General features: G+C 65.6%; 23 protein-coding genes. 8 read left to right on the forward strand and 15 right to left on the reverse strand.

Annotated features, from left to right (window positions below):
* Nucleotides 1-137: 137 nt before the first annotated feature.
* From XpruCFBP8353_RS00895 to XpruCFBP8353_RS00915, 5 genes are all read right to left on the reverse strand, one after another.
* Complete coding sequence (locus XpruCFBP8353_RS00895) at nucleotides 138-734, reverse strand: plasmid pRiA4b ORF-3 family protein (protein WP_101361517.1); 597 nt, start codon at nucleotides 732-734, stop codon at nucleotides 138-140.
* Between the two features lie 63 nt (nucleotides 735-797).
* Nucleotides 798-3,857 carry an efflux RND transporter permease subunit gene (locus tag XpruCFBP8353_RS00900; RefSeq protein WP_101361518.1) on the reverse strand — a complete coding sequence of 1,020 codons (3,060 nt, stop codon included), beginning with the start codon at nucleotides 3,855-3,857 and terminating at the stop codon, nucleotides 798-800.
* Nucleotides 3,854-4,960, reverse strand: a complete 1,107-nt coding sequence (locus XpruCFBP8353_RS00905; protein ID WP_101361519.1) for an efflux RND transporter periplasmic adaptor subunit — start codon at nucleotides 4,958-4,960, stop codon at nucleotides 3,854-3,856. The genes XpruCFBP8353_RS00900 and XpruCFBP8353_RS00905 overlap by 4 nt, the downstream gene beginning before the upstream one ends.
* Nucleotides 4,961-4,982: 22 nt before the next feature.
* Nucleotides 4,983-5,819: a MipA/OmpV family protein gene (locus tag XpruCFBP8353_RS00910; RefSeq protein WP_101361520.1), complete on the reverse strand. Its 837-nt coding sequence runs from the start codon at nucleotides 5,817-5,819 to the stop codon at nucleotides 4,983-4,985.
* Nucleotides 5,820-5,838: 19 nt separating this feature from the next.
* Nucleotides 5,839-7,302, reverse strand: a complete 1,464-nt coding sequence (locus XpruCFBP8353_RS00915) for an efflux transporter outer membrane subunit (protein ID WP_101361521.1) — start codon at nucleotides 7,300-7,302, stop codon at nucleotides 5,839-5,841.
* A 105-nt stretch (nucleotides 7,303-7,407) separates the two neighbouring features.
* Between XpruCFBP8353_RS00915 and XpruCFBP8353_RS00920 the strand changes: the two genes are divergently transcribed.
* Nucleotides 7,408-8,097: a response regulator gene (locus tag XpruCFBP8353_RS00920; protein ID WP_101361522.1), complete on the forward strand. Its 690-nt coding sequence runs from the start codon at nucleotides 7,408-7,410 to the stop codon at nucleotides 8,095-8,097.
* A complete protein-coding gene (locus XpruCFBP8353_RS00925; protein WP_101361523.1) occupies nucleotides 8,094-9,287 on the forward strand; it encodes a sensor histidine kinase in 1,194 nt (397 codons plus the stop codon). Before XpruCFBP8353_RS00920 ends, XpruCFBP8353_RS00925 begins: the two co-directional genes overlap by 4 nt.
* Nucleotides 9,288-9,346: 59 nt before the next feature.
* Here the strand turns inward: XpruCFBP8353_RS00925 and XpruCFBP8353_RS00930 are convergent, their stop codons facing one another.
* The 3 genes from XpruCFBP8353_RS00930 to rraA form a co-directional block, all read right to left on the reverse strand.
* Nucleotides 9,347-10,612, reverse strand: a complete 1,266-nt coding sequence (locus tag XpruCFBP8353_RS00930; protein ID WP_101361524.1) for a cation:proton antiporter — start codon at nucleotides 10,610-10,612, stop codon at nucleotides 9,347-9,349.
* Between the two features lie 145 nt (nucleotides 10,613-10,757).
* A complete protein-coding gene (locus tag XpruCFBP8353_RS00935; protein WP_207759559.1) occupies nucleotides 10,758-12,353 on the reverse strand; it encodes a serine hydrolase in 1,596 nt (531 codons plus the stop codon).
* 21 nt (nucleotides 12,354-12,374) lie between these two features.
* The gene (rraA, locus tag XpruCFBP8353_RS00940; RefSeq protein ID WP_101361525.1) at nucleotides 12,375-12,875 is read right to left on the reverse strand and encodes a ribonuclease E activity regulator RraA; all 501 of its coding nucleotides are present in this window, start codon (nucleotides 12,873-12,875) and stop codon (nucleotides 12,375-12,377) included.
* A 558-nt stretch (nucleotides 12,876-13,433) separates the two neighbouring features.
* On the opposite strand from rraA, the gene XpruCFBP8353_RS00950 reads away from it, so the two are divergent.
* Both XpruCFBP8353_RS00950 and XpruCFBP8353_RS00955 read left to right on the forward strand, forming a co-directional pair.
* Nucleotides 13,434-14,267: a DUF72 domain-containing protein gene (locus tag XpruCFBP8353_RS00950; RefSeq protein ID WP_101362414.1), complete on the forward strand. Its 834-nt coding sequence runs from the start codon at nucleotides 13,434-13,436 to the stop codon at nucleotides 14,265-14,267.
* A gap of 405 nt (nucleotides 14,268-14,672) precedes the next feature.
* On the forward strand, nucleotides 14,673-15,620 hold the full coding sequence (locus XpruCFBP8353_RS00955; protein WP_101361526.1) for a DMT family transporter: 948 nt from the start codon (nucleotides 14,673-14,675) through the stop codon (nucleotides 15,618-15,620).
* 178 nt (nucleotides 15,621-15,798) lie between these two features.
* Here XpruCFBP8353_RS00955 and XpruCFBP8353_RS00960 read toward each other — a convergent pair whose 3' ends face one another.
* The 4 genes from XpruCFBP8353_RS00960 to XpruCFBP8353_RS00975 form a co-directional block, all read right to left on the reverse strand.
* Nucleotides 15,799-16,869: a GGDEF domain-containing protein gene (locus tag XpruCFBP8353_RS00960; protein WP_101361527.1), complete on the reverse strand. Its 1,071-nt coding sequence runs from the start codon at nucleotides 16,867-16,869 to the stop codon at nucleotides 15,799-15,801.
* 263 nt (nucleotides 16,870-17,132) lie between these two features.
* Entirely contained in the window at nucleotides 17,133-17,855 is a 723-nt protein-coding gene (locus tag XpruCFBP8353_RS00965; protein WP_065468032.1) for a pseudouridine synthase, read from the reverse strand.
* Nucleotides 17,856-17,991: 136 nt separating this feature from the next.
* Entirely contained in the window at nucleotides 17,992-20,397 is a 2,406-nt protein-coding gene (locus XpruCFBP8353_RS00970; RefSeq protein WP_101361528.1) for a putative bifunctional diguanylate cyclase/phosphodiesterase, read from the reverse strand.
* Between the two features lie 262 nt (nucleotides 20,398-20,659).
* Complete coding sequence (locus XpruCFBP8353_RS00975; RefSeq protein WP_101361529.1) at nucleotides 20,660-22,582, reverse strand: DEAD/DEAH box helicase; 1,923 nt, start codon at nucleotides 22,580-22,582, stop codon at nucleotides 20,660-20,662.
* 171 nt (nucleotides 22,583-22,753) lie between these two features.
* Between XpruCFBP8353_RS00975 and XpruCFBP8353_RS00980 the strand changes: the two genes are divergently transcribed.
* Genes XpruCFBP8353_RS00980 through XpruCFBP8353_RS00995 form a run of 4 tightly spaced genes read left to right on the forward strand, consistent with a single transcriptional unit; the run spans nucleotide 22,754 to nucleotide 24,527 of the window.
* Nucleotides 22,754-23,254 (forward strand): RNA polymerase sigma factor, encoded by a 501-nt coding sequence (locus XpruCFBP8353_RS00980; protein WP_101361530.1) that lies wholly within the window; start codon nucleotides 22,754-22,756, stop codon nucleotides 23,252-23,254.
* Nucleotides 23,255-23,283: 29 nt separating this feature from the next.
* Nucleotides 23,284-23,931, forward strand: a complete 648-nt coding sequence (locus XpruCFBP8353_RS00985) for a hypothetical protein (RefSeq protein ID WP_101362415.1) — start codon at nucleotides 23,284-23,286, stop codon at nucleotides 23,929-23,931.
* A 36-nt stretch (nucleotides 23,932-23,967) separates the two neighbouring features.
* A complete protein-coding gene (locus tag XpruCFBP8353_RS00990; protein WP_101361531.1) occupies nucleotides 23,968-24,210 on the forward strand; it encodes an RNA-binding S4 domain-containing protein in 243 nt (80 codons plus the stop codon).
* Nucleotides 24,207-24,527 (forward strand): hypothetical protein, encoded by a 321-nt coding sequence (locus XpruCFBP8353_RS00995; protein WP_101361532.1) that lies wholly within the window; start codon nucleotides 24,207-24,209, stop codon nucleotides 24,525-24,527. Before XpruCFBP8353_RS00990 ends, XpruCFBP8353_RS00995 begins: the two co-directional genes overlap by 4 nt.
* Nucleotides 24,528-24,553: 26 nt before the next feature.
* Here the strand turns inward: XpruCFBP8353_RS00995 and XpruCFBP8353_RS01000 are convergent, their stop codons facing one another.
* The 3 genes from XpruCFBP8353_RS01000 to XpruCFBP8353_RS01010 form a co-directional block, all read right to left on the reverse strand.
* Nucleotides 24,554-24,955: an MAPEG family protein gene (locus XpruCFBP8353_RS01000; protein WP_101361533.1), complete on the reverse strand. Its 402-nt coding sequence runs from the start codon at nucleotides 24,953-24,955 to the stop codon at nucleotides 24,554-24,556.
* Nucleotides 24,956-24,980: 25 nt separating this feature from the next.
* Nucleotides 24,981-25,517: a DUF4019 domain-containing protein gene (locus XpruCFBP8353_RS01005; protein ID WP_101361534.1), complete on the reverse strand. Its 537-nt coding sequence runs from the start codon at nucleotides 25,515-25,517 to the stop codon at nucleotides 24,981-24,983.
* 400 nt (nucleotides 25,518-25,917) lie between these two features.
* Entirely contained in the window at nucleotides 25,918-26,172 is a 255-nt protein-coding gene (locus tag XpruCFBP8353_RS01010; RefSeq protein WP_101361535.1) for a hypothetical protein, read from the reverse strand.
* Nucleotides 26,173-26,220 lie beyond the last annotated feature (48 nt).

Below are 26,220 nucleotides of genomic sequence, written 5' to 3' on the forward strand. Positions count from 1 at the left end.
GGCTAGCCCATCGGGCGTCAAGCCGCAGTGGCGCTGGTCGGCACGCGCTGCGCGATCAGCCTGCGCAACGCGTGACTGCCGCCGTGACGCCCGAAAACCGGAGTTGTCAGCGCCGCCTCAGGTGCGCCGCACACGCCTCACTCGCGCACGCGCGCCAGCAAGCGGTTGACCTCTGACACGTCGAAATGACCGGGCTCGAAGCGCCCGCCCAAGGTCGCCAGCTCCTGCACATGCTGCGGGTGGTCCGGGTCGGCGATGATCTGCACCCACGTCCGATAATCGTCAATGCCGCCACTGCTCTCTGGCGGGCAGGCATTGGCACCGTCCACGCAGCGCGCCACACGCAGGCCGGCATTCGGCGGCAACAGCGCTTCCACCTGCAGGCGATGCTGCCAACCATGGCCGGTGCCGTAGAAATAATCGAAGCTTTCCAGTTCACCGACTGCGCTTTCCAGCGTGCCGCGGCCGGCATGCTTGAGCCGTGGACGCTCCGGCACATCCAGCCCGGATTCGCCATAACGCCCGCCGCCGAGGTCGAACTCGTAGGGGTGCACACCATTCCAGCCCATCACCGGTTGCAACACGCGATGCAGCGTGGCCAGGCGCACCGCGCCCGACACCAGCAGGCGCCGCCAGATCAGCGGCGCACTGCCGGTCAATGCCACATGCAGTTGATACACCGGTGCAGGTGCCTGCACCGGCTGCTGTGTGGCTTTCTTCTTTGCCTTGGTCATCGTGTCGTGTTTGCTGCTGTCTGCCCCAAGTATGGCGTGCCGGGCCGACGAATGCAGGCGCAGTTAGGCAACGCGGCGCATGCGCAGACCGAACAGCAGGTCGTACAGGATCGGAATCAGGCCAAGCGTCACCAGCGTGCCCAACGCCAACCCACCGATCATGGTGATCGCCATCCCGGTCCACAGCGGGCCGGCAAACAGCATCAGCGGTACCAGGCCGACGATGCAGGTGAGCTTGGTCATGACGATCGGACGCAGACGTTTGACCGCGGCAGCAACCACCGCCTCGCGGCGTGGCAGGCCATCGGCAAGCTCGGCCTCGATGCGTTCCAGCAGCAACACCGCGTTGTTGACGATGATGCCGGCCAGTGCCAACAAGCCGAACGTCGCCATGAAGCCAAACGGGTAGCCGGTGAGCACCAACGCCAGCGCCGCGCCGATCAATACGAACGGCACCGCCGACAGCACGATGAACAATTTGCGGAACGAATTGAACTGCCACACGAACAGCAACAGGATCGCGCCCAGCGCATGCGGCATGTAGTGCAGCAGGGCTTGATTGGCTTCGGCCGAATCCTCCAGCTCACCGCCAATCTCCACGCGGTAACCGGGCGGCAACTTGAGCGCAGCGATTGGTGTCGCCAGCCGTTCGACGATCTCGGTCGCGGTCAGTTGCGGATTGCGCGCAGTCACGGTGATGGCACGGCTGAGGTTGCGCCGCTGGATCGCCGACGGCTCGCTGTCGCGCAACACCGTGGCGATCGCCGCGAGCGGCACCGGCGCGGCGCCGGCTTGCGGATACACCAGCGTATCGGCCGGATTGCTGTTGGCGGCGCGCTCCTGTGCGCTGCCGCGCACGACCACCGGCACATCGGCGCCATCGTCGCGGATCACCGTGGCATCCACACCGCTGTAGCGCGCCTGCAATGCTTGCGCGACGTCTCCGCTGCTCACACCCGCACGGCGCGCCTTGAGCTGGTCGACCTGCACCACATAGCGCGGAATGCGCGCTTGCCAATCGTCTTGCACATCCACCGTGCCCGGCACTGCCCGCAAGGCCTTGGCAATGGCAGCGGCGCTGCTGCGCAACACGGCTTCGTCCGGACCCAGCACGCGATACACCGCCATGCCGGCTTCGGTCGCACCGAGTGAAAAACGTTTGGGCTCGGCACGCAGCGCGGGGAAATGGCTGCGCACATGCGCGCGCACCCGTGCGATCACCGCATCGATGTCGGTGCCCGGCCGCACGCTGACCGTGAAGTACGCCTGGTTGGCGGCCGGAAGCGGCGGGTTCAGGCCTAGCACGATGCGCGGCCCGCCATCGGAGACATAACCGATGCTGTCCACCACCTCGGGGTTGGCGCGGCGGTCGCCCAGCCAGCGGCTGAGGTCGCTCACCGTGCGCAGGGTGTCGCGTGCGTCGCTGCCTGCTTGCAAGGTCACCGGCATCTGGAACTGCAGACGATCGGACTTGGGCAGGAAATCGTACGGAATCGATACCAGCACGGTGATCGCCACCGCCAGCATCGCCGCCATGGCACCGATGAACAGCGCCTTGTGCTGCAGCACACGTTCGATGACACGACGGTAGCCGCGATAGAACCGCGATTCCGCTGCGTCGCTGCTCCTGGTGGCATGCACCTTGGCGAAATACATGCACAGCAGCGGTGTCACCGTGATGCTCAGCAGCCACGACCCCAGCAGCGTCACGCCGAGCACGGTGGCCAGCGAGCGCAGATATTCGTTGGTGCTGGTCTGGCCGAAGAAGAATGGCGAGAACGCCAGCACGATGACCAATGAGGAGGTCAGCAAGGGGGTTGCCAAGGTCCGGCCCGCATCGATACAGGCCTGGCGGCGCTCCTCGCCGGCCACCAGACGGCGCTCGATGTCTTCGGCAATGACGATGCCGTTGTCCACCAACAAGCCCAACGCAAGAATAATGGCGGCAATCGAGACCGTCTGCAGCTCCACGTTCAGCACGCGCATGACGATCAGCGAGGCGAAGATGGTCAGCGGCACAATCGCGCCGACGATCAAGCCGGTGCGCCACCCCAGGAACAGCATCACCACCGCCATGACGATGACAATGGTTTCGCCCATGACGTGATGCATCTTGCCCATCTCGCGCTCGACCACATCGGCCTGGAAGCTCACCACGTGCTGGGTGAAGCCGACAGGCAGCTGGCGTGCGGTGTCGTCGAGCTTGGCGCGCAGCGCCTTGCCGAAATCGGCGATATTGCTGCCAGGCTGCATCGACACCGAAACCACCACCGCCGGCTGGCCTTGGTAAACGGCCGCGCCTTGCGGCGGGTCGGCCGGCATGACCTGCACCTGCGCCAGCCCGCCCAGGGTGACTTCACGTGCGCCGCCGGCAGACGCGCCCGGCACACTCAGCAGAACGCCGCGCAACTGTTGGGGCGTGCGGATTTCGCCGGACGTGGCCACGGTCAGCGCCAATCCGGACACCGCCACCTGCCCACCGGAGCCCACCACATTCTGCGCGCGCAACTGCGCCATCACGCTGGACGGGGTCAGGCCGCTCGCCAACAGGCGTGCGCGATCAAACGACACGTACACGCGCTCGTCCTGCAGGCCGAACACCTTCACCTGCTCCACGCCGGGCAAGCTATACAGCTGCTCGCGCATGCGTCGCAGCGGGCCACGCATTTCGCTCATCGAAAAGCCTGGCGCGGTGACTGCAATGGAGGCCACCGATACGCGCCCGAAGTCGTCGTCGACGAACGGCCCAAGCGTACCGGCAGGCAATTGCGCACCGGCCTCTGCGGTCTTGGCGCGCACACGCTGCCAGAGCGCCGGCAAATCCTGCACATCGTCGTAGGCGGTCAGCTGCACGATCGCGCTGCCCGGGCGCACCGTGGTGACGATGCGCTTGATGCCGGCCAGCTCGCGCAACCGTTCTTCAACGGGGCGCGCCAGCAGGTTCTCCACCTGCTCGCTGGGCATGCCGGGAAAGGCCACCGACACCAGCGTATCGCGCACGGTCACCGACGGTTCTTCCTGCGAGGGGAAACCGAGAAACGCCACGATGCCGCCAATCAGAATCATCGCTGCCGCAAACAACGTCAGCCGGCTCGAGCGCATCGCCATCTGGGTCAGCGTCATGGCGCGCGACCTCCGCTCAGCTGGGTCTGTGCCTGCAGCGGGGTCACCGGCTGGCCGCTGACCAGAAAGCCCACCCCGGCGCTGACCACCTGCTCACCGGCACGCAGCCCGCGCAGAATCTGGACGCGCTCGCCGACAATCGTCCCCAGATCGACTGCACGTTCGATCACGGCCCGCTTTGCCGGCTGGTAAACGAACACGCTGGCCTGTTGCCGATTGAGCCGCGGCACGACCGCCGACAACGGCACGCTCGGCGTGGAAGCAGCATGCGTTGGCAGTGTCAGCAGCACGCTGTCGCCGCTGCGCAGCGCCGGCGCTACGGCGACCGGCTCGAGCAACGCCTGCACGGTCGCAGCATTGTCCAGACGAGTGGACAGGCTGCGCAGCCGTAGCGCGATCGGTGCGGCGGCTGGATCGGCCAAGCGGGCATACACTGTTTGTCCGGGCACCAGGTCGGCACCGGCAGATGCCGGCAGCGTGGCGACCAGTTGCAGATGCCCCTGCCCTTCCACCTGCAGCACCGTCTGCCCCGCTGCCACATCGGCCTGCGGCTGTTGCAGGCGTGCAACCACACTGCCATCGAAGGGCGCGCGCAACTGGCCCAGACGCGTGCCACGGCGCGCCATGGCCAGGTCGGCGCTGGCCACCTGCAGCTGCGCGGCGGCCGCATCAGCCGCCGCGCGCGCGGCCGTCAAGGTCGCAGTGGAACTGGCACCGTCATCGAACATCGCCTGTTGCTGGCGCAATTGCAGTTGCCGTTCGCCCAACTGCGCCTGTGCCGCGCGCACGTTTGCATCGGCCTGCTGTTCGCGCAGGCGCTGCGGTTCATCGTCCAGGCGCGCCAGCACTTGCCCGCCGGTCACTCGGTCGCCCACATCCACCAACACCGCAGCAAGACGCCCCGCCCCTTCGAACGCCAGTTCGGCGCGTTGTTCCTGGCGCACCAACGCCGGCACCTGCAGTGGGTTATCGCTGCCGGCGCCAAAGCGCTCCAGCTTCACCGCGCGCGGCGTCTCTGTGGCGGGCGCGTCCGGCCCACTGCAGGCGGCCAATCCCAGCAGCAACGTGCCGCACACCAGGCCGCGATACAACATCGTCATCATTCGATCCCCCGGTCTGTGCCGCTCAGCGGCTGTAGGTCAGTGCAAAGGTGCCGCCGACCACAGCCCGGCGTGCCACCAGCGGGCTGTGGTCGGCGTTGTCCAGGTAGCGCGTGCCGGTGGCGCCCAGCGTGGTGGCCCAGTGGTCGCCCAACGAATGCGTCCAACTGCCACCTACCGCGGCGGCGTAGACGCCGGATCCGGCATTGAACGCCTGCAAACGCGTACGCGCCGCTTGCGCATCGGTGACGCCAAAGTAAGCCTGATTGAATCGGCGGTCGCCGCCATGCACGTCCAGATCCAGCGTGACGGTGTCGCTGGCGCGATGCAGCAGGGTGAACTCCACCCCGGCGCGATAGCGATTGCGGCGCGCCGCATCCTTGAGCGCGAACTCCGCCTCCGCATTGACGTTCATGTAGGGCGTCACTTGCTGCATCACCAGCGTGCGTGCTGTCACCGACCCAGGCACATCCCCCATGCCGGCCAGCAGGCGCGAGCCCGGCCGCCAATCGCTATCGCGTTGCAGCCGGCCCAGGTCGTAATACAGCGATTGCGAGACATAGAAGCCAGACTTGCTCTGGAATTGCAGGCCAGCACCGCGCGCCGTATCGAAGAACAGCACGCCACGTTGCACCATCAGTACCGGATTGAATTGCACGCGAGCGCGCTCGGCACCGGCATATTCTGGCGCAGCAACCACTGCGGCGCCGGCAGTGATTTCAGTCCGGTCTCCCAGCAGGCGCGAGCTCCCGGTCAGGTCGGTTTGTGCATGCGCGATGCACGGAATGGCGCTTATGCACGCAAGGACGCTGGCGCGGACGGCATGGTTGCCACGCAGGCGATTGAAGGACGATACATTCATCGAAAGTCTCCGGCGGAAGTCAGGAAGAGGTGGGCAGGTGCACGCCGTAGAACGCCTGAAACAGCGCAATACGGCCCAGCACGCGTTGACGTGCGGTGTCGAGGTAATCGAGTTCGGTTCGGGCGATGCGCGTCCGCTCGGCCAGCAGCGCGCTGCGGTCTTCCAGACCGGCATCCACGCGCTCGCGCAAGCGCGCAAGACGCAGTTGCTCGCGTTCGACCTGCTCGCGCGAGCGCGGCTCGGCTTGCGACAAGGTGGCGTGGGCGTCGAGCGCATTGGCGACCTCGCGAAATGCAGACTCGATTGCCTGCTCGTAGGCCAGGACATCGGCGCGTCTGCGCACCTGCGCCAAATCCAGATTGGCGCGATTACGGCCGCCGTCGAACAACGGCAGATTCAGTTGCGGCATGAAGCTCCACAGCCCTTGGCCTGCGGAAAACAGGCCGCGCAATCCGTCGCTGGCGGTCCCCACGCTGGTGCTCAAAGTGATCGACGGAAAAAACGCCGCGCGGGCAGCGCCGATATCGGCATTGGCCGCGCGCAGTTCCAGCTCTGCTTGCTGGATATCTGGGCGTTGCAGCAACAGCGACGAGTCGAGTGCGCGCCATGCAGTCGCAGGCGTATCTGCGGCGATCAAACCCTGCAGATCGCCGGGCACGGGTGTGCTGTCGTAGCCGGCCAGCAACTGCAGCGCACGCACTGCCGCAGCGTGATTATCGCTGCCCTGCAAGGCCGCCATATGGGCCTGATCGGCCTGACGGCGCTGCGCATCGCGCTCATCGCGCGCAATCAGTCCCACCTGATATTGCCGCTCGGCAATGGCCAGGAGCGCAGCGCTGTCGGCATCCAGCGCTTGTAGTTGTTGCAGCGCCTGCGCGGCCGTGCGCTCGGCGGTGTAGGCACGCAGCACCTCGGCAATCAGAGCGCCACGCGCTGCATCGCGGCCGTAGGTGCTGGCCAGGTAACGCTGCCGTGCGGCCTCTGACATCGCCTGCAGCTTGCCGAAAAAATCCACTTCGAAATTGCCGATTCCCGCATTGGCAATCACCAGATCCTGCTGGTAACGCGTATCCAGTGCCGGATTGTCGAAATGTTGCCGTAGCTGCTGTGCGCCAACAGCGATCGTGGGCAGACGCGACGCCTGGGCGATGCCGTACTGCGCGCGCGCCTGCTCTACTTGCAACGCAGCGCGGCGGAAATCGCCGTTGTGCGCCAACGCACGTTCAACCAGTGGCTGCAGGTCGCGGTCTGGGGCAAAGGCCTGCAGGAACGCGCGCTCCTGCGCGTTCAAAGTCACGGCCGTCATCGCCTTGGCGTCGGGCTGATCGGGCGTGGATGCAGCCTGCGGGCTAGCGAACGTGGCCGGTACGCTCACCGCAGGCCGCTGATAGGCCGGCGTCAGCGAGCAGCCAGCCGACAGCACTGCAGTGGCGGCAACCAGGCAAACGCAAGACCAACGGCGCGGAATAATTTGTGGAATCATGATGTCGGAGCACAGAGCCAATCTCGACCGACATCCTCGACCTGCAGCGTCCAGGTTGTTTTCGGGAATTATCCAGATTTGATCGAGACGACAGGGCAACACGCCATGACAGGCAAAAAGATTCTGCTTGTGGAAGACGATGCCGATAGCGCCAGCATTCTGGAGGCCTATCTACGCCGCGACGGCTTCGATGTGGCCGTGGCCGGCGACGGCGAACGCGCCATCCAGCTGCATCGGCAATGGGCACCGGACCTGGTGCTGTTGGACGTGATGCTGCCCAAGCTCAGCGGCATCGAGGTGCTGTCGGCGATCCGCCGCGCCGGCGACACGCCGGTGATCATGGTCACTGCCATTGGCGACGAACCGGAGAAGCTCGGCGCACTGCGCTACGGCGCCGACGATTATGTGGTCAAGCCGTACAGCCCCAAGGAAGTGATCGCGCGCGTGCATGCCGTACTGCGCCGGAGTGTGGCGGTGCGCGCGCCGGGCGAGCCCTTGCAGCACGGTCGGCTGAACGTGGATCCGGCCGCTGTGGTCGCCAGCGTGCAAGGCGAGAACGGCGACCGCGTGGCGCTGGATCTGACACCGACCGAATTCAACCTGCTCGCGCTGTTGCTCAAGACCCCATTCAAGGCATTTACGCGCAGCGAATTACTCGACGCCTGCCTGCCCGACAGCGATGCCTTGGAACGGGTGGTGGATTCGCACATCCACAACCTGCGCCGCAAACTGGAAGTGCATGGCATCACCGGCGTACTGGTCACCGTGCGCGCAGTGGGGTACCGCTTTCAATGAAGGCCCTGCGGCGATTTCATGCGTGGCGTAGCCAGGCGCCGCTGTGGTGGTGGGTGGGACTGCGCATGAGCGCGCTGGCTGTGGTGACCATGATGGTCATCGCCTTCGGCATGTGGTGCTATCTCAATCTGCGCTACAGCCTGATCCTGAGCAACGTGCCGGCCGAGCCGCGTGCGGAGATCTCCCAGCTGGTCGAGCAGCCCAGGGCCAACCAGGCGCGCCTGTGGGAGCTATTTCAGCGCTATTACGACATCGAAAATTTCCTGCCCGGGCTGGCCAATCCAGACTGGTGGATGCTGGGCGCCATGATGACCATCTCGGTCCCGGTGATCCTGTTCTGCGGCCTGCTCGCGTCACGGCCGCTGTCGCGGCAATTTTCGCAGGTGGCGTCTGCGGCGCACCGGGTCAGCGAAGGCGACTTCGGCGCGCGCGCGCAGGTGGTGACTGGCGCACCGGACGAGCTCACCGCCCTGGCCGACGACTTCAACACCATGAGCGGCAGGCTACAGCAGTACGAGCGCGAATTACGCGACTCAAGCGCGATGCTCGCGCACGAACTGCGCACCCCGCTCAACGCCGCAATGGGGCGCGTGCAGGGCATGCTGGACGAGGTCTTCCCGCTCGAGCCTGAGCAGCTGCGGCTGGTGCATCGCCAGCTGGAGCAGATCAATCGCCTGATCGGCGACCTGCACCTGGTGTCGCTGGCGCGCGCCGGCCAACTGGTGCTGGAGCCGGAAAGCGTCGACCTGCACGAGCTGGTCGCCGAGCGCATCGCGTGGGCGGGGCCCGCGCTGCGCGAGGCGCAGATGGCCGTCCACTACCCCACGCATCCCCCGCTCCGCCTACGTGCCGACCGGCATCGGCTGGGCCAGGTGTTGTCGATCCTGATCGATAACGCGGTGCGCTATGCAGCAGCCGGCAAGGTGCTGGAAATCGAGCTACGCCGCGAGGGCACCAGCGCGCTGCTCACTTTGAGCGACCGTGGCCCCGGCGTGGAGCCTGCGCAATTACCACATCTATTGGACCGCTTCTGGCGCGCCGACAGCTCGCGCGCACGGCATTCCGGCGGCAGCGGCCTGGGCCTGGCGATCGCCTCGGCCATCTGCCAGGCGCACGATGGCCGCCTTCTCGTCAGCAATCGCCCCGGCGGTGGCCTGCTGTCCAGCGTGCAGTTGCCGCTGAGGCGTTGACGCGCCATCCAGCGCCCACACCGCTGCAGTTGCCTGCGACAACAGACAACTGCACGCCATCACCGCGATTGCAGGCTCGGCACTGCGTCGGTCACGTTGGCGTGGCGGCGCATGATCCAGTTGAACAAGGGCGTGGCCATCAGCGTGGACAGGATCGCCATCAGCACCAGCACCGAGAACAGGCCTTGTTCGATCACCCCGGCCTGCAACCCGATATTGATGATGATCAGCTCCATCAACCCGCGTGCATTCATCAGCGAGCCAATCGCCATCGCGTCGCGATTGTTCTCGCCCGTGGCACGCGCCGCTGCCCAGCAGGCCACGCCCTTGCCGATGAACGATGCGGCCAGGATCGCCACACCGGCTAGCATGATCTGCGGCTGCAGCAACACACTGAGCTGGGTTTTCAAGCCCGAATAGGTGAAGAACATCGGCAGCAGCAACACCACAACGAATGGCTGCAGCATCTCGCGCAGCTTCTCGGTCAAGGCGCCCCTGGGCAGGCAGACACCGAGCAGGAAACCGCCGAATACCGCATGGATACCGATCGCATCCATTGCCCAGGCGCTGACGCAGAACAAGATCAGCACAACTGCCAACACACTGTTGCTCAGCGGCTGGCTGGGCACCACATGATCGGCCAGCCGCTTGAGCAGATGCCGTCCAACGAAAATCATGAACACCGCATAGCCGATGCCGCCGCCGATGGCCAGGTAGGCACTGCCCCAACTACCGCCGAAGCTGGCCAGCACCACGGCCAAAATGCACCACGCAGCCGCATCGTCGAACGCACCAGCGGTCAACGCCAATGTCCCCAACGGGCTATTGGTCAGACCGCGCTCGTGGATGATGCGCGCCAGCATCGGGAAGGCAGTGATCGCAATCGCCGCGCCCAGGAACAGCGACGCTTCCATCAGCTTGGCCTTTTCCGAGAACAGACCTTCCACGTTGATCAACCACGGGCACATGGCAAACGCCAACAGGAACGGCACCGTGATGCCCGCCAGCGACACGCTCATCGCGCTGCGATAGCGCGCGCGAAAATGATCGCTGCGGAAATCGGTACCGACCAGGAACATGTACAAGCCCACGCCGAACTGCGCGAACACGTACAGCACGTCCATGGTCTGCTTGGGGAACAAGGCCGCCTGCGCGGCTGGTGCCAACAAGCCGAACAACGAGGGCCCCAGCATCACGCCGGCAATCATTTCGCCCACCACCTGCGGTTGCCCGAGCCGCTTGGCCAGCATGCCGACCAGCCGGCACACCAGCAAGATCGCGGCAGCCTGCAAAAAGAAATACACCGACATCTGCGAAGTGGTCATGCGTGCGGCAACATCCCTGAAAAGTGCGCAGATCGTAACCGGACATACCGCGCTTCGATAGCCTGCGGCTGCCGGTGCTCTCTTAGCCCATCTGCGCGCTTGCGCCCGCCAGGCGCAATCCGGCGGCCGTCCGCGCTTGCCTGCATCACTTGCCCGCAGAGGTCTCCGTCGGCACCGGCGTCAGCACCAGATCCTGAAAATCGAAGCTGAAATCGGTCAGCGGCGAAATCGGCTCCATGCGCATTTCGCGCACCGCGCCATCCGGCGTCAGCGAAAAATTGACGAAGGCATCGGCATTCAAGGAGCGATCGTCCCAGCGCACGATGAAGCTATCGTGCTGCCAATGCTCCAGCGTACCGACCAATTGGGCGGTCTTGGCAAACTGCAGGCGCAGCCGCTTGCCATCCTGGCGAATCACCACATCGCCATACCAAGGGTCGCGATAGGTGGTCGCGTAACTGCGCAGCGGCAACGACGGCGTCGAGCGCGCCGCGCGAGCGTCCTGGTGCTTCTTCCAGCTGGCGTCCGCGTCGCTATCGGCCTTCTCCACCAGTTTGGCGTAGGCGCCGGTCCAATCGGTCGGCGGCACCTGCAAGAACGCATCCAGCACCTGGAAGGTCACTGCGTTGAACGCGGCGCCCACTTCCTGGTTGGTCAACACCACCACACCCAGTTTCTGATCCGGCAGCAGCGTCAGGCGCGACACCATGCCGGGCCAGCCGCCGGTGTGCCAAACCATGCGACGGCCGCGGTAATCGCTCAGGCTCCAACCCTCGCCGTAACCGGCGAAGTTCGGCCGTGCCGCAGCAAGCTCGGGCACCTGCACCTCGCCGATCGGAATCGGCGTGATCATCGACCACATGTCGTGCTGACGCTTGGCGCTAAACAGCGGTTTGCCATCGGGCAGGCTTCCGCCGGCCAGTTGCACGTTCATCCACAGCGCCATGTCGTGCGCACTGGAATAGATACCGCCAGCACCGGAGTTGTTGGACCAGGTCAACGGCGCCACCGTGCGCAGCTCGGTGAAGTCGTACTTGGCATGCCCCACCGCAGCGTTATCGCCGGGCTGCAGATGGTCGGCGTTGAAGCGCGTACCACGCATGCCCACCGGGGCGAAGATGCGTTGCTGCAAAAACGCCGCGTAACTCTGCCCGGAGACCTGCTCGATCACCTTCTGAGCAACCGCGTACAGGATGTTGTCGTACGCATAGCGGTCGCGAAAACCGCCTTTCAATGGCACCTTGGCCAGGCGTTGCACGACTTCTTCGGTGGTGTAGCTGGTGGTGGGCCAGAACAAAAGGTCGCCCGCCCCCAGACTCAGCCCGCTGCGGTGCGCCAGCAGATCACGGATGCGCATTTCGCCGCTCACATACGGGTCGGACATGCGAAACCACGGCAGATGGTCGATGACCTTGTCGTCGAACGAAAGCTTGCCTTCGTCGGCCAGGATCGACAGCGATGCGGCAGTGAAGGCCTTGGTGTTGGATGCAATGGCAAACAACGTGTCGGCCTGCACCGGCGCGGGCTTGCCGGTTTCGCGCACGCCGTAGCCACGCTCCAGCACCACCTGGCCGTCCTTGACGATAGCCACCGCAATGCCGGGTACGTCGAACTGTTTGCGCACGCGTTCCATCTGCGCGTCGAACTGCCGCATGCCGGCGGGAAGTTCGGCCGCGTGCGTTGTCGTCACCAAGCTTGCCACCATCAGCACGCCCCCACTCAGCCATCGGTTCAAGGTCACTGCGTCGCCCTCAGGTTTCGGTCAGATCGATGCGCCGGCGCTATCCAGCGACAACGGTTGCGGCGCCACCAGCACGCCGTTGGCATCGGCATACAGCCAATGGCCTGGAACGAAGGGCACGCCGGCAAAATTCACCGGCACATCCACATCGCCCAGATCGCGTCGCTCGGTGCGGCGCGGGCAGGCGGCCAGCGCCAGCACCCCCAACGGCAGCGTGGCAAGAATCTCCACATCGCGCACGCAGCCATGGATCAGCACGCCGGCCCAGCCGTTAGCCACCGCGTTGACCGCGATCTGGTCGCCCAGCAGCGCATGCTTCAGCGAGCCCTGCCCGTCCACCACCAGCACCCGGCCATCGCCCGGCGTGGCAGCCAGCTCGCGCACCCGCGAGTTGTCTTCGAAACAACGCACCGTGACCATCGGCCCGGCGAATGCCGTGCGCCCGCCGAAATGGTGGAACAGCGGCTCGGCAATTGTCACCTCGGGGTAGCGGTCACATAGATCAGGCGTGGTCCAGGTCATCGGGGAATCTCGCGCGGCAGAGCTGGCATGGTAGCCGGCTGCGGCAGCGCGCGGGTGATTGGTGAGGCCCCGCGTAGGCACGCGGGCGGCGGCGGTGCGCGCATATAGGCAGCACTTCGCTCTGCCGTTTCAGGGTTGCCGCTGCAGTGGGTTTGCCATGTGTTGCTTGCTGCGTGCTCGTCGTCTTGACGCGCGCTTGTGCCGCAGCGTCCAGCGCGACAGCCCGAAACGAGCACTGCGAGTGAGCAGGTCTGGCGCATCGATGCCGCGACGCGATTGCCGCTAACTGTGCTGTTGGCGTCTTGGCCAGGTCGCCTCCAAAGGCTGTAATGCCCACGCGCCATGTCGGCGCTGTCGTCATGCGCCTTCGCACAACCACTGCAACGCCGCCACAACGATGCGCATGCAATCTCAGCCATTGCACCGCGTACCGGCACCCCATTGGCAACACCAGCGTCTCATTGCACCATCCGCGCCGCGGCTATGATCGGCCGACGCGCGTTGCATTTGCTGCAGAACCTGCAATGGCGCACGCCCCCGCCAGCGAGTATCCACGCAATGACCGATCTGTTCGCTTCCGCCCCACCCGCCCTCGACAGCATCCATATCGGCATCGGTGGATGGGTGTATGCGCCGTGGCGCGCGGGGATGTTCTACCCTGAAGGGCTGGCGCAGCGCCGCGAGCTGGAATACGCAAGCCGCCACGTCACCGCCATCGAGATCAACGGCACCTACTACGGCACGCAGAAGCCGGCCACCTACGCAAAGTGGCGCGATGAAGTGCCGCCGGGCTTCGTATTCTCGGCCAAGGCCCCGCGTCGCATCACCCAGTCGCGCAAGCTGGCCGGCACCAAGGCGCAGGTGGAAGACTTCATCGACGGCATTGTCGAGCTCGGCGACACCCTGGGGCCACTGGTGTGGCAGTTCGAACAAGGGCATCGGCTGCAGGCCGACGACCTGGACGCGTTTCTGTCGTTGCTGCCCAAGCGTGCGGGCACGCGTGCGCTGCACCATGTGCTGGAGATTCGCGACCACGATGCGGTGGACGCGTCGCTACTGGCCTTGGTGCGTGGCCACGGCGTGGCCACGGTGTTCACCGATTCGGACGCGCATCCGTCCTTCGCCGATCTGTCTACCGATTTCGTCTACGCGCGCCTGATGCGCAGCCAGGCGCGCTTGCACGCGGGTTATCCGGCGCCGGCATTGGCGCGCTGGGCTGAGCGCATCCAGGCCTGGCGGCGCGGCGAAGATCCGGCCGATCTACCGCATGTGGATGCATCGATGGCGCCGGCACGTCAGCCACGCGAGGTCTTCGTGTTTTTCATCAGCGCGGCCAAGGAGCGCAACCCTGCGGCAGCGATGGCGTTGTTGAAGGAGCTGTCGGCGCGTTAGAGCAGCTGGCAAAAGACCGCGCAGGCGGCTCGACCGGTGCTCGATGCTCGATGCGGCATGTACCGCTCGCAGACGGCGGTTCTGAGTGCACCGCCCATGCTCCTGCGGCCTGCTCGCCACGTTCGCTTGGCCGCTCTCAGGCCGCGCATGAGGTGCAATCGGCGATAAGTGATGCAGCTGTGTTTGGGTGCAGTGTCGATCGCTGAGGTGGAGTCATCGATCGCGGCACGATGTGCCAAGTCGCTCGTTGAATCTCTTGCAGTGATGCGGGTTAGTCGATGGCTGGCGGACCGGTCGCGCGATGGCTGCTCGGCAGTCACGTCAGCCATCTCCTTAAAGCGCCTCTGCGCCCCGACGCCGCGTCCTTCGCAGCGCCGATCAACCCGTTTTCGGCGACAATGGCGCATGCCCACGACCGACCTGCGCAAGGCGCAACTGCAAATCCATTTCTGCGTGCTGCTTTGGGGCATCACCGCGATCCTTGGCAAACTGATCACGCTGCAGGCGTTGCCACTGGTGTGGTGGCGCATGCTGATCGTGGTCGTGGCGCTGGCCTTGTGGCCGCGCGTATGGCGCGGGCTACGCGGCTTATCCGGGCGCGTGGTGCTGGGCTATTGCGGCATCGGCGCGCTGGTAGCCCTGCACTGGCTCACCTTCTACGGCGCGATCAAGCTGGCCAATGCATCGGTGGCGGCAACCTGTATCGCACTGGCGCCGGTGTTCACGGCGGTGATCGAGCCGTGGGTGACCAAACGCCCGTTCCGCCCGCGCGAACTGCTGTTCGGGCTGGCCGTGCTGCCCGGCGTAGCGCTCGTCGTTGGCGGTGTACCGGATGGCATGCGGGCCGGCGTGGTGGTAGGCGCGATCTCGGCGGTGTTCGTCGGGTTATTCGGCTCGCTCAACAAACGCATGGTGGCGCATGCCGACCCGCTCACCGTCACCGCGCTGGAACTGGGCGCCGGCACGCTGACCTTGACCCTGCTTGCACCGGCGATGCCGCTGCTGCTGCCGGCATTGCACGGCGATTTGCTGGTCGTGCCCAGCCTGCACGATGGCGTGTTGCTGCTGGCACTGTCACTGGCCTGCACCCTGCTGCCGTTCGCGCTGGCGCTGGTGGCGCTGCGCCATCTCAGCGCCTATTCGGTGCAGCTGGTGACCAATCTCGAACCGGTCTACGCCATCGTGCTGGCGATCGCGCTGCTGGGCGAACAACGCGAACTCACCCTGCAGTTCTACCTCGGCGTGGCGATCATTCTCGGCGCGGTATTCCTGCATCCGGTGCTGGAGCGTCGACGCAAGGTGGTGCATCCGGAATTGCTGGGCACGGCCGAAGCGAAGAACATCGTCGACTGAGGTGTACGCAGCGGTGCGACAGCGCACTTCACGCGCAACCACCGTCGTATCGAAAGCCGCGCTGCGACTGATGCTCTACCACGCCGCGTGCGCGTTGCAGCGCTTGGCGGCGAGCGTCTTGCGCAGTTGTCAGGCCGGCGTCGTCAGCAGGCGCACGATATGCACAACACGCATCAACCTACTCCAGCGCCACCACCTGATCGCGCCCGCCACGCTTGGCTGCATACAAGGCCTGGTCGGCGCGCTTGATCACTGCCTCCACGCTCTCCTGCGGACGCAAGGCCGCCACGCCGATGCTCACCGTCACCGGCAGCGCGATCGTCATCGCGGCCACGCTCTGGCGCAGGTATTCGCATTGCACGCGCGCCTGCAGCAGATCCGCATTGGGGAGCAGCAGCACGAATTCTTCGCCGCCGTAGCGGGCGATGGTGCCGGCGCCGCCTACATGCGCGCGCAACAACGTGGAGAGTTCGCGCAGCACCACATCGCCCTGATCGTGCCCATGCACATCGTTGACGGTCTTGAAGTGGTCCACGTCCAGCAGCGCCACCACCAGCGGCTGGCCCGCTGCGCGAGTCTGCTCGGTGGCCGACTGCAATGCCACCGCAAAGGCGCGCCGGTTCGGCAAGCCGGTCAGCGGGTCGGTACGCGTCTGCTCGACCAGATCGGCATTCAAGGCATCCATCGCCGCGTAATAGCCGGCCATCTGCTGCTCGTACCAATCGCGCTCGTTCAATTGCTGACGCAGCTGTTTGCCGGCCAGCCGCAGGTCAAGCAAGTACGAGGCCTGCCGTGACAGCGCCTGCAGAGCCTCGCGCTGGTCCTTGCGCAGATGCGCCGGGGTCTGGTCGAACACGCACAGCGACCCCAGCGCCATGCCCTGGCTGCTCACCAGCGGCGCACCTGCGTAGAAGCGCACCCCGCCACTGCCGACCACCATCGGGTTGTCGTGGAAGCGTGGGTCCAGCAAGGTGTCGTCCACCATCAGCACTTCGTCCGGGCGCAGGATCGCGTGCGCACAGAACGAAATATCGCGCGGTGCCTCGCTGCGTGGTGCGCCATGCGCAGCCTTGAACCACTGACGGTCTTCGTCCACCAGCACCACGGCCGCCATCTGCGTCTCGCACAGCGTGGAGGCGATCATGGTCAGATCGTCGAACGCACTTTCTGCCGGCGAATCCAGCACGTCGTACTGGCGCAGCGCGGCCAGCCGCTCGGCCTCGTTGCTCGGCAATTCCGGTTTAATCACTGCCGCCCCCCTGGCTGTTAGCGGGAGAAGTATGCCGGAGCCCAGCAACCCCAGCCATCGGGACGCACCCCACTCCGCAGCGCCGCGCGTGCCGTCCAGGCCGCCATCGGCCGTCCTGGAGTGATCAATAAAGCTGAGCGCAAACGCCCAGCAAAGCGCTGCAAAACGGGCGCGTCAGAACCGCACGACGAAGGGAGTCCGTGGCGATTGCGGACACAGGCTGCGCTGGCCCCGCGGCAGCGCAATCGGCGCGTCGGCAGGATTTACCAGTCGGTGCGTTGCGGCAGCAGACCGCGCAACTCCGCATCGCTGAGGTTGCGCCACTGCCCTGGCTTGAGCGCGGCCAGCTTGATGTTGTCGATGCGCACCCGACGCAGCTGCGTGACCCGATAGCCAAACTCGGCGGCCATCAGGCGGATCTGCCGATTCAAGCCCTGCTCCAGCACGATGCGGAAGCCGAATTTGGCGATGCGCGCAGTCCGGCACGGCAGCGTGGTCTCGTTGTGGATGCGCACCCCGCGCGCCATGCCACGCAGAAATTCGTCGGTGACCGGCTTGTTGACCGCCACCAGATATTCCTTCTGGTGGCGATTTTCCGCGCGCAGGATCTCGTTGACGATGTTGCCGTTGCTGGTCATCAGGATCAGCCCTTCGGACTCCTTGTCGAGCCGGCCGATCGGGAAAATGCGCTGCTCGTGGCCGACGAATTCGACGATATTGCCCTTGACCGAACTCTCGGTGGTACAGGTGATGCCCACCGGCTTGTTGAGCGCAATGTAGACATGCTTGCGTCCGCCGAGCTTCTTGGCCTCGCGCACGCGCAGCGGCTGGCCATCCACCAGCACGGTGTCTTCCTCGCCCACCACCGCACCGGTGCCGGCTGGCACGCCATTGACGGTCACCCGCCGTTCGCCGATCAAACGATCGGCCTCGCGGCGTGAGCAGAAGCCGGTTTCGGCGATGTATTTGTTGAGTCGAGTCGTCATCTGCCGATTATCGGCGATTTAGCGCGGGCCGTGCGCCATGCCAGTTGCCCAGACCAGCGATCGACAGCAGGCGGACGCCAGGCGCGTACACGCAGCGCCCGTCCGATGCCGAGTGCAGCCGTATGATCGGCCGCCCTTATCCAGACACGGCCACCAGCTGCGGCGTGTGCAGCAGCTCTTCCAGCGGGCATGGACGATGCAGGCTGAAGCCCTGCACCTGGCCCACACCGGCTTCGCGCAGCCCGGGAATGTCGGCCTCCGATTCCACACCTTCGGCCACCACTTCAATGCCCAGCGCCAGCCCGACCTGGGCGATCGAGTGCACCGCCGCACGATCCACCGCATCGTGCGCGTAGTTGCGGACGAAGCCGCAATCGATCTTCAGCACGTCTACGGTGAATTGCTTGAGATAGCCGAACGAGGCCATGCCGCTGCCGAAATCGTCCAGCGCCACGTGGCAGCCACGCGCACGCACGCTCTGCACGAAACGCTGCGCATGTTCCAGGTCGCCAATGACCGCGGTCTCGGTGATCTCCATGCATAGCTTCGGCACCAGCGCCGGGTAGCGTTCGAACAAGGCACAGACGATGTCGAGAAAATCCGGTTGCGCGATCGATTGCGCAGACAAATTGACATGGCACAGCTCAAGCATCGCCAGATGCATCGGGTTGGCCGACAACTGCGCGCACAACGATTCCAGCACATAGGTATCGACCATGCGCCCCAAGCCGTAACGCTCCACTGCCGGCAGGAATTCGCCCGGGCTCAGCACCCGTCCGTCGCTGGCGCGCATGCGCACCAGCACCTCGTACTGCAACCGCCCCGGGTCGCTCAACACCTGGATTTTCTGCGCGTACAACAGCAGGCGTTCTTCGGCGATCGCCTGTTGCACCGCACTGATCCAGCCGCCGTCGTGGCGGCGCTGTGCCAGCGCCAGATCGTTTTCATTGAAGCAGCGAATGCGGTTGCGCCCTTCTTCCTTGGCCGCATGACAGGCCAGATCGGCGGCGGTCATCAAGGTATTGACGTCGCTGACGCCCTGACCAATCTCCACAACGCCAAAACTGCAACTCGGCGTCAGCGGTCGCCCGCCCTGATGGCTCCACGGTTGCCCGAGCACGCCATGCATGCGTTCCAGTAAGGCGCGCGCCTGCAGCAAGTCGGTATTGGCCAACAGGATGGCGAATTCATCGCCGCCCAAACGTCCCAGCCAGTCGCCGGGACGCAACTGCATGGTGATCACATCGGCAAAGTGGCACAGGAACTTGTCGCCGACTGCATGCCCGAAGGTGTCGTTGACCAGCTTGAAATGATCCAGGTCGACAAAGCACAGCGCGTGACACATCTGCGGCGATCGCGGCAGTTCGATCAGGCGCTCCAGCCGGCGTTCGATTTCATGCCGATTGATCAGCCCCGTGAGCGCATCGTGGCGTGCATGGAAGGCCACTTCGTCGGCCAGCTCGTGCGCGTGCGACACATCTTCGATTACCGCCAGCACCAGCGTCGGCTCTTCGGGACCCGGCTCCACCAGCGAGGCGCTCCAGCGGCCCCACATCACCCCGCCGTCGGCACGCAAAAAACGCAGCTCGCCGGACTGCAGCAGCTTGGGCCAATCCAGCATGCCGCGGCTGTCCAGCTTGATGTCTTCCGGATGCATCACCTCGGCCAGCGTACAGGCCTGCAGCTCTTCCGGCCGGTAGAGCAGGACGTTGGCCATCGATGCGTTCGCATCGAGCACATTGCCACGCAGATCGAACTTGACCATGCCCAGCGCCGCCTGCTGGAACGCGGTGCGGAAGCGGCCTTCGTGCGACAGCAGGTAATCGCGGATACGCCGCATCGCCAGCACGCAGGTGATCAGCACCAGCAGCAAGGTGGCCAGGCTGCAGGCCACCATCACATCGTGCAGCAGCCGCGCGCAGCGGGTCAGGTAGCCCAGGAATTCGGACGCATCGCGGCGCATGCGGCCGTCCAGCAGATGCAGCTCATCGCGCAGTGCCTGCAGCGCGCGCGGATCGGGCCGGGTGGCGGCCTGCACCGAGGCGGCACGGTCGGCCAAGGCGCTCAGTTGCAGGATGCCGCCATCGGTGCGCTTCCACAGCGCAATGGCGTCGCCGAGATACGGAAACTGGCGCCCATAGCGATACAGCCGCACCATTTGCGGCATGTCTTCACGGGCATTGCGGCCAGCGCCAAGACCGGCGTAGACCGCGCCCCAATCGATGACCGGTTGTTCGATCGCCACGCGCGCCGCACGGTCGCCCAGCGGTACTTCCAGCGCGCGGCACGCGGCCTGCAGATCGGCTGTATCGCCGCTGCCCAGGTAGCGCTCCATCCAGTACACCGATTCCTGCTGGGCGTTAGACCAATGGCTTTGGCCCACGATCCAGGCGGTGGCGCCGGATTGGATTTCGATCACCAGCGCCGAGACCACCGCCATGCAGACGGCAATTCCGATCAAGAGCGCCAGAGGAAGCGTCAGCCAGCCACGCACCAGGTGCATGGTCTGTCCACCGCCCTTGCCGCGTGCTGCCTGCGCCATCGCCGTCCGTCCTTCGCCGCCCCAGTGCGACTCAGGCGCCCAGCGGGCGCCTGTAGGCAGTAACGGCCGCAACGGCTCAGTCTGTATGGCAATACCCGCTCAGCCTGATGCACCTCGGGTTAGCGGCGCTGACTAGGTCAGCCTGATCGCCGGCGCAGTGAGGCGCCGGAACGCCTCAGTGGCTCGCTATGCTCATTTACGCATAGCAATACTAGGCAATCACGCCGCCTGCGGGTGGCCCGGCAGGCGGTGTCGGCCATGCTTACTCGCCGCGCGGCTTGGGCGGGCCCTTACGGTGTGGTGCGCCCGCGCGGTCCATCGGACGGCCTGGGCCGTTCGGACGACCGGACGGCTTGCCGCCACGCGGGAAGCGCGGCTTGGACGGCGACGCGGCTGCCTCGCCCTCTTCCAGCTTGCGCATGTTCAGTTGCTGACCGGATACCCAGACTTTCTTCAGGTGGGTGAGCAGTTCGCGCGGCATGTCGGCCGGCAGATCCAGGATCGAATAATCGTCCTGGATATCGATACGGCCGATATAGCGGCTTTCCAGCCCGGCTTCATTAGCGATCGCACCGACGATGTTGGCCGGCTTCACGCCATGGCTGTGGCCCACTTCGATGCGGTAGCTCTCCATGCCGAACTCCGGCTCGCCGCGCGGGGCAACCGGATCGCGACGCGGACGCTCGCCACCGGCATCGTCGCCACGCGGCGGACGCGCAGCGCGCTCGCCGTCGGCACGCGGGCCACGCTCGAACTTGGGCTCGAAACGCGGACGGTCACCACGATCATTGCGATCACCGCGGTCGGCACGCTCGCTGCGCTCGCGCGGGGCGAATTCCTCGCGTGCACCACGCACCGGCGGGGTCAGCAGGAACGGCGCATCGCCTTGCAGCAACTTGGCCATGGCGGCGGCGATATCGATCGCCGGCACGTTGTTTTCGGCCTCATAGCGCTGCAGCAGATCGCGGTACATCTCGATCTGGCCGCCGGCCAGGGTCTCGGTGATGCGGGTCATGAAACGCGCCACGCGGGTGTCGTTGACCGCATCCACGCTCGGCAGCTGCATTTCTTCGATCGGCTGGCGGGTGGCGCGCTCGATCGAGCGCAGCATGCCCTTCTCGCGCGGGGTGACGAACAGGATCGCATCGCCATTGCGGCCGGCACGACCGGTACGGCCGATGCGGTGCACATAGCTTTCGGTGTCGTACGGGATGTCGTAATTGAGCACATGGCTGACGCGCTCCACGTCCAGGCCGCGCGCGGCCACGTCGGTGGCGACCAGGATGTCGAGCTTGCCGTCCTTGAGCTGGGCGATGGTCTTCTCGCGGGCGGCCTGCTGCATGTCGCCGTTGATGGCCGCCGCGGCCATGCCGCGTGCCTGCAGCTTCTGCGCCAGCTCTTCGGTGGCCGCCTTGGTGCGCGCGAAGATGATCATGCCGTCGAACGGCTCGACCTCGAGAATGCGGGTCAGTGCGTCCAGCTTGTGCAGGCCGCTCACCCACCAGTAGCGCTGGCGGATATTGGCCGAGGTGGTGGTCTTGGCCGCGATGGTGACTTCGGCCGGATCCTTCAGATAGGTCTGCGCGATGCGGCGGATGGCCGGCGGCATGGTCGCCGAGAACAAGGCCACCTGGCGCTTTTCCGGCAGTTTCTTGAGCACGGCTTCGACATCGTCGATAAAGCCCATGCGCAGCATTTCGTCGGCTTCGTCCAGCACCAGCGTCTTGAGCTGGGACAGGTCCAGCGTGCCGCGATCCAGGTGATCGATCACCCGGCCCGGGGTACCGACCACCACATGCACGCCGCGCTTGAGCGCGCTCAGCTGCTGGGCATAGGGCTGGCCGCCGTACACGGGCAGCACGCGGAAGCCGGGAATGGCTTCGGCATATTTCTGGAAGGCCTCGGCGACCTGGATGGCCAGCTCGCGGGTCGGCGCCAGCACCAGCGCCTGCGGCTTGAGCTGGTTCAGGTCGGCGTTGGACAGCACCGGCAGCGCGAACGCGGCGGTCTTGCCGGTACCGGTCTGCGCCTGGCCGAGGACGTCGCGGCCGGACAGCAGCGCGGGGATGGTGGCAGCCTGGATCGGCGACGGCGACTCGTAGCCGACAGCGGCAACGGCTTTCATCACAGCGTCCGAGAGGCCGAGGTCTGCAAACAGCAGCGGCGCGGAAGATTCTTGGGTCATGGGTAACTCCGGAGGCGCCGCACGGAGCCGGCAGGCGCAAAGCAGCATAGTGTGCCTGTTCAGCCCCCCTGATGTCGAAATGTTCATGACAGTCCATTCAGGTTGTGAGGAATTGCGCGTTCGTGCGAATCATCCTGGCGTGCAAACCCGCTCACCCTCCCGACTGGAGCCATGCCCCTGGACACAGACCTGCAAGCCCGCTTCAGCGCCCTGCTGCTGCAACACCGCGGCATCGTGCTGAAGGTGGCGGCCAGCTATTGCCACGACCGCGACGACCGCGACGAACTGGCGCAGGAAATCGCCACGCACCTGTGGCGGGCATTTCCCCGTTACGACCCGCGCCGGCGGTTTTCCACCTGGATGTACCGCATCGCCTTGAACGTGGCGATCAGCGACTTGCGCGGCCGCCGCCGCACGCCCGGCGAACCAATCGCGCTCGACGCGGTGGTCGAGCGCATCGCCGATCCACTGGCCCACGACCCGATGCGCGAGCAGCAGGTCGCCGCGCTATACGCCTTCATCGCGCAACAACCGCCGCTGGAACGCGCCCTGTTGCTGCTCTATCTGGACGAGCACAGCTACCGCGAGATCGGCGAGGTACTCGGCATCAGCGAAACCAACGTCGCCACGAAACTCAGCCGCCTGAAAACCCGCATTCGCGCCGAACTTTGACCCCCACCGATCCGCAACCGGAGCAAGACATGGAACTGGATGACATCGCCCTCGCCTGGCGGTCGCTGGAACAACGGCTGGACCAACAGAGCGCGCTCACCAGCCAGCTGCTGGGTGACATGCGCAGCCACGCAGCACGTGGGCAACTGCGACCGTTGTGGCTGAGCCAATCGGCGCAATTGCTGTGCGCCATCGCACTGAACGGCGTCATCGCCCACAGCTGGCTCCCGTTTGCCGATCAGGCGGCCGCCGTGATCGGCGGGGTGCTGCTGCACGTGTGGTGCGTTGCGCTGGCAGCCTCGGCGGTCCGTCAACTATGGCTGTTGTCGCAACTGGATTTCGCCAGACCCCTGCTACAGACGCAGCGCGCGCTCGCACAGTTGCGGGGCTGGCGCACACGCGTGGCGCCGTGGCTGGGCGTCGCGTTCTGGGTGCTGTGGGTTGCGGCGGCAGACGCGGCGTGGCGCGCCCTCACCGGCCTGTCTCTGCCGAACGCCTGGCTGCTGTGCAACGTGTTGGTCGGCGTGCTCGGCGGCCTCGGCACCTGGTTGGGCTATCGGCGGCTGCAGCGCAGCGGCCACCCCTGGCTGGAACGCCTCGACGCCGCGCATGCCGGCCGCAGCGTCGCCCGCACCGAAACCCTGCTCGAACAGATCGCGCGTTTCCAGCGCGAGTAGGCGGATAATCGCCGCCTCCCCGCGACCGAGCACACCATGCAATACCTGGAATTCGACCTGGACGGCGACTACATCGAACTCAACCAGTTGCTCAAGCTGGCCGGCATTGCCGACAGCGGCGGCCAGGGCAAGGCGATTGTGGCCAGCGGCGCGGTCAGCGTCGACGGCGTGCAGGAGCTACGCAAGACCGCCAAGATCCGTCCTGGTCAGCTGGTGCAGCTGGACGATGTGGAAATTCGCGTGCTGGCACTGGATCCGGATGCCGAGTCCGACGCATGAAGGTGGTGGAGATCAGTCAACGCAACAACGCACCTTCGGCCAACGATCCAACGCACGACGTCTCTGTTTTTTCGATTGCCGTCGATTCGGACAAGCCGTTCTGGCTGGAGCAATCCATCCGCGGCGGCCATGCAGAGCGAGGCGGCTGCACCATGCTGGCCTTGCATGAACTGGACGCCTGGCCAGGCGACTGGCGTGCGGATGTGACCAAGGCCGGTTGCGCGTGGGTGATTCCGCTCCTGGAAGAAGCCCTGCGTACCAACGATACGCAGGCAGCAATCGACACGATCTTGGCGCGGGCGCAAGGGCCAGGTTGAGCCTCGCCCCTGCCGGCGATGCTGCCTCAGACGCCTAGCAGTGCGCGCACCAGTTTGACGATGCCCCAGAACGACACCACCCAGATGGCGCTACGCAGGTACGGGATCCCCGCGGCATACACCGGCACATAGGCCACGCGCGCCCACAGGTAGAGCTGCACGGCGAGTGCTGTTTCCGCACTGGTGCGCCCGGCGACGCTCACCGCCAGCACGGCAGCCGCGAAGATCGGAAAGGTTTCCAGGTAGTTGCGGAACGCACGGTCCAGCCGTGCGGCCACGCCGGTGAGCGGCTTGGCCTCCCCATCACGTGCGCTGGCATTCCACTTGGTGCCGCGTTGGGCGGTCATGCTGGCCGAGGCAGCCAGCAATTGCACCAATCCGAGCACCGTCGCCCAGCCCAGCATCTGCAGTTCGATCGTCAGTTGCATACGTTTCTCCCGGCCGATGGAAACATCACTTCACCGCCGTGCGCAGGCTGTAACCGGCCAGACGCCAGGTCTTGTCTTCGTCCAGACGGAACGACACCAGCTCGCGGACCGGCTGCTGCGCCTTGGCGAAGCGGGTCGGGAAGCTGACGTTGACATACAAGCCCTCGGGCACCTGCGCGCCGGGGCCGTACTTGACCCGCGTCACCGAGCCCTGCCCGCGCCCGACCACCGCACCCAGTCGCGCGCGTTCGGTACCGATCTGGCTGACGAAGACATCGCGCTTGACGGCGGTCTTGGCCACTTTGGACGCGCCATCCCACAAGGAAGCGACCTGATTGCCGTCCACCATCTGCGTCACGCGCAGGGCCGCCTGGGTCATTTCGGTGTTCTGCTTGGTCAGTTGCGCTTGCTGCGCAGCGCTGAGTGCCGGCTGGCCTGCCGGCGCTGCAGGTGCCGACTGCGCCGCAGCCGGGCTGGCGGCGCGACTGGCGGCCTGCGGTTGTTGAGCGAACGCCAGCGCTGGAGCCAGTGCCAACGCGATCACCAGACGAGAACGAAGCATGGGACGAGGACCTTGTATGGATCGGGTGGAAAGGAGAAGCACCGCACACCTTGCGTAGCGCAGTCTAGGGTGCGCCCCGCGCAACACAAGTCCCGAGTGCAGTGCAGTGCGGGATGGCGCGCAAGGCAAAACATGGCGAGCGGTGAGCAGGCGCGTATGAACATGTGCGCATCGACAGTGCAAGCGGCGACCATGGAACCGTGGCGACAGCGGCACGTACTGGAGGTCATCAGGTCTGGCAGCGGCGCGTCGTCCTTTGTGTGGAGTCGCCCATAGGCTGCGGACAGCAGCGTCGACTGGATGCGGACGCGCACCCGGCACTGTCGTGGACGTGCCACGCGCGACTCCCGGGCAAGGCCACGCTGCCGTGGTCAACCACATAGCCACGTCCTGATTGACCTTAGACCTCGCCACCAGGAGCCGGTGGCACGGCCGCCACGCCACGCGGCCGCCACAGCCGCCAACTGACCCAGAAGGCCCGCGCAATCGCGGCAATCAGCGCCACCAGACTCAGCCAAGTCGCCACTGTCGCCGGCCATTGTTCGTGCATGGCGGCAGCGGCCAGACGCAGCAACTCGGCCACCCCGAAGCCGACCAGCACCAACAGCGCCGACGGGAGATATGCCAGTAACACACCCTTGGTCTTGCCTCGCATACGCCCCCCGGCTCGGTTGTGATGCAGCGACGATAGGCAGCGCGCAGT

Origin of the sequence: Xanthomonas prunicola, assembly GCF_002846205.1 — a bacterium.
GTDB classification, from domain to species: Bacteria; Pseudomonadota; Gammaproteobacteria; order Xanthomonadales; family Xanthomonadaceae; genus Xanthomonas; species Xanthomonas prunicola.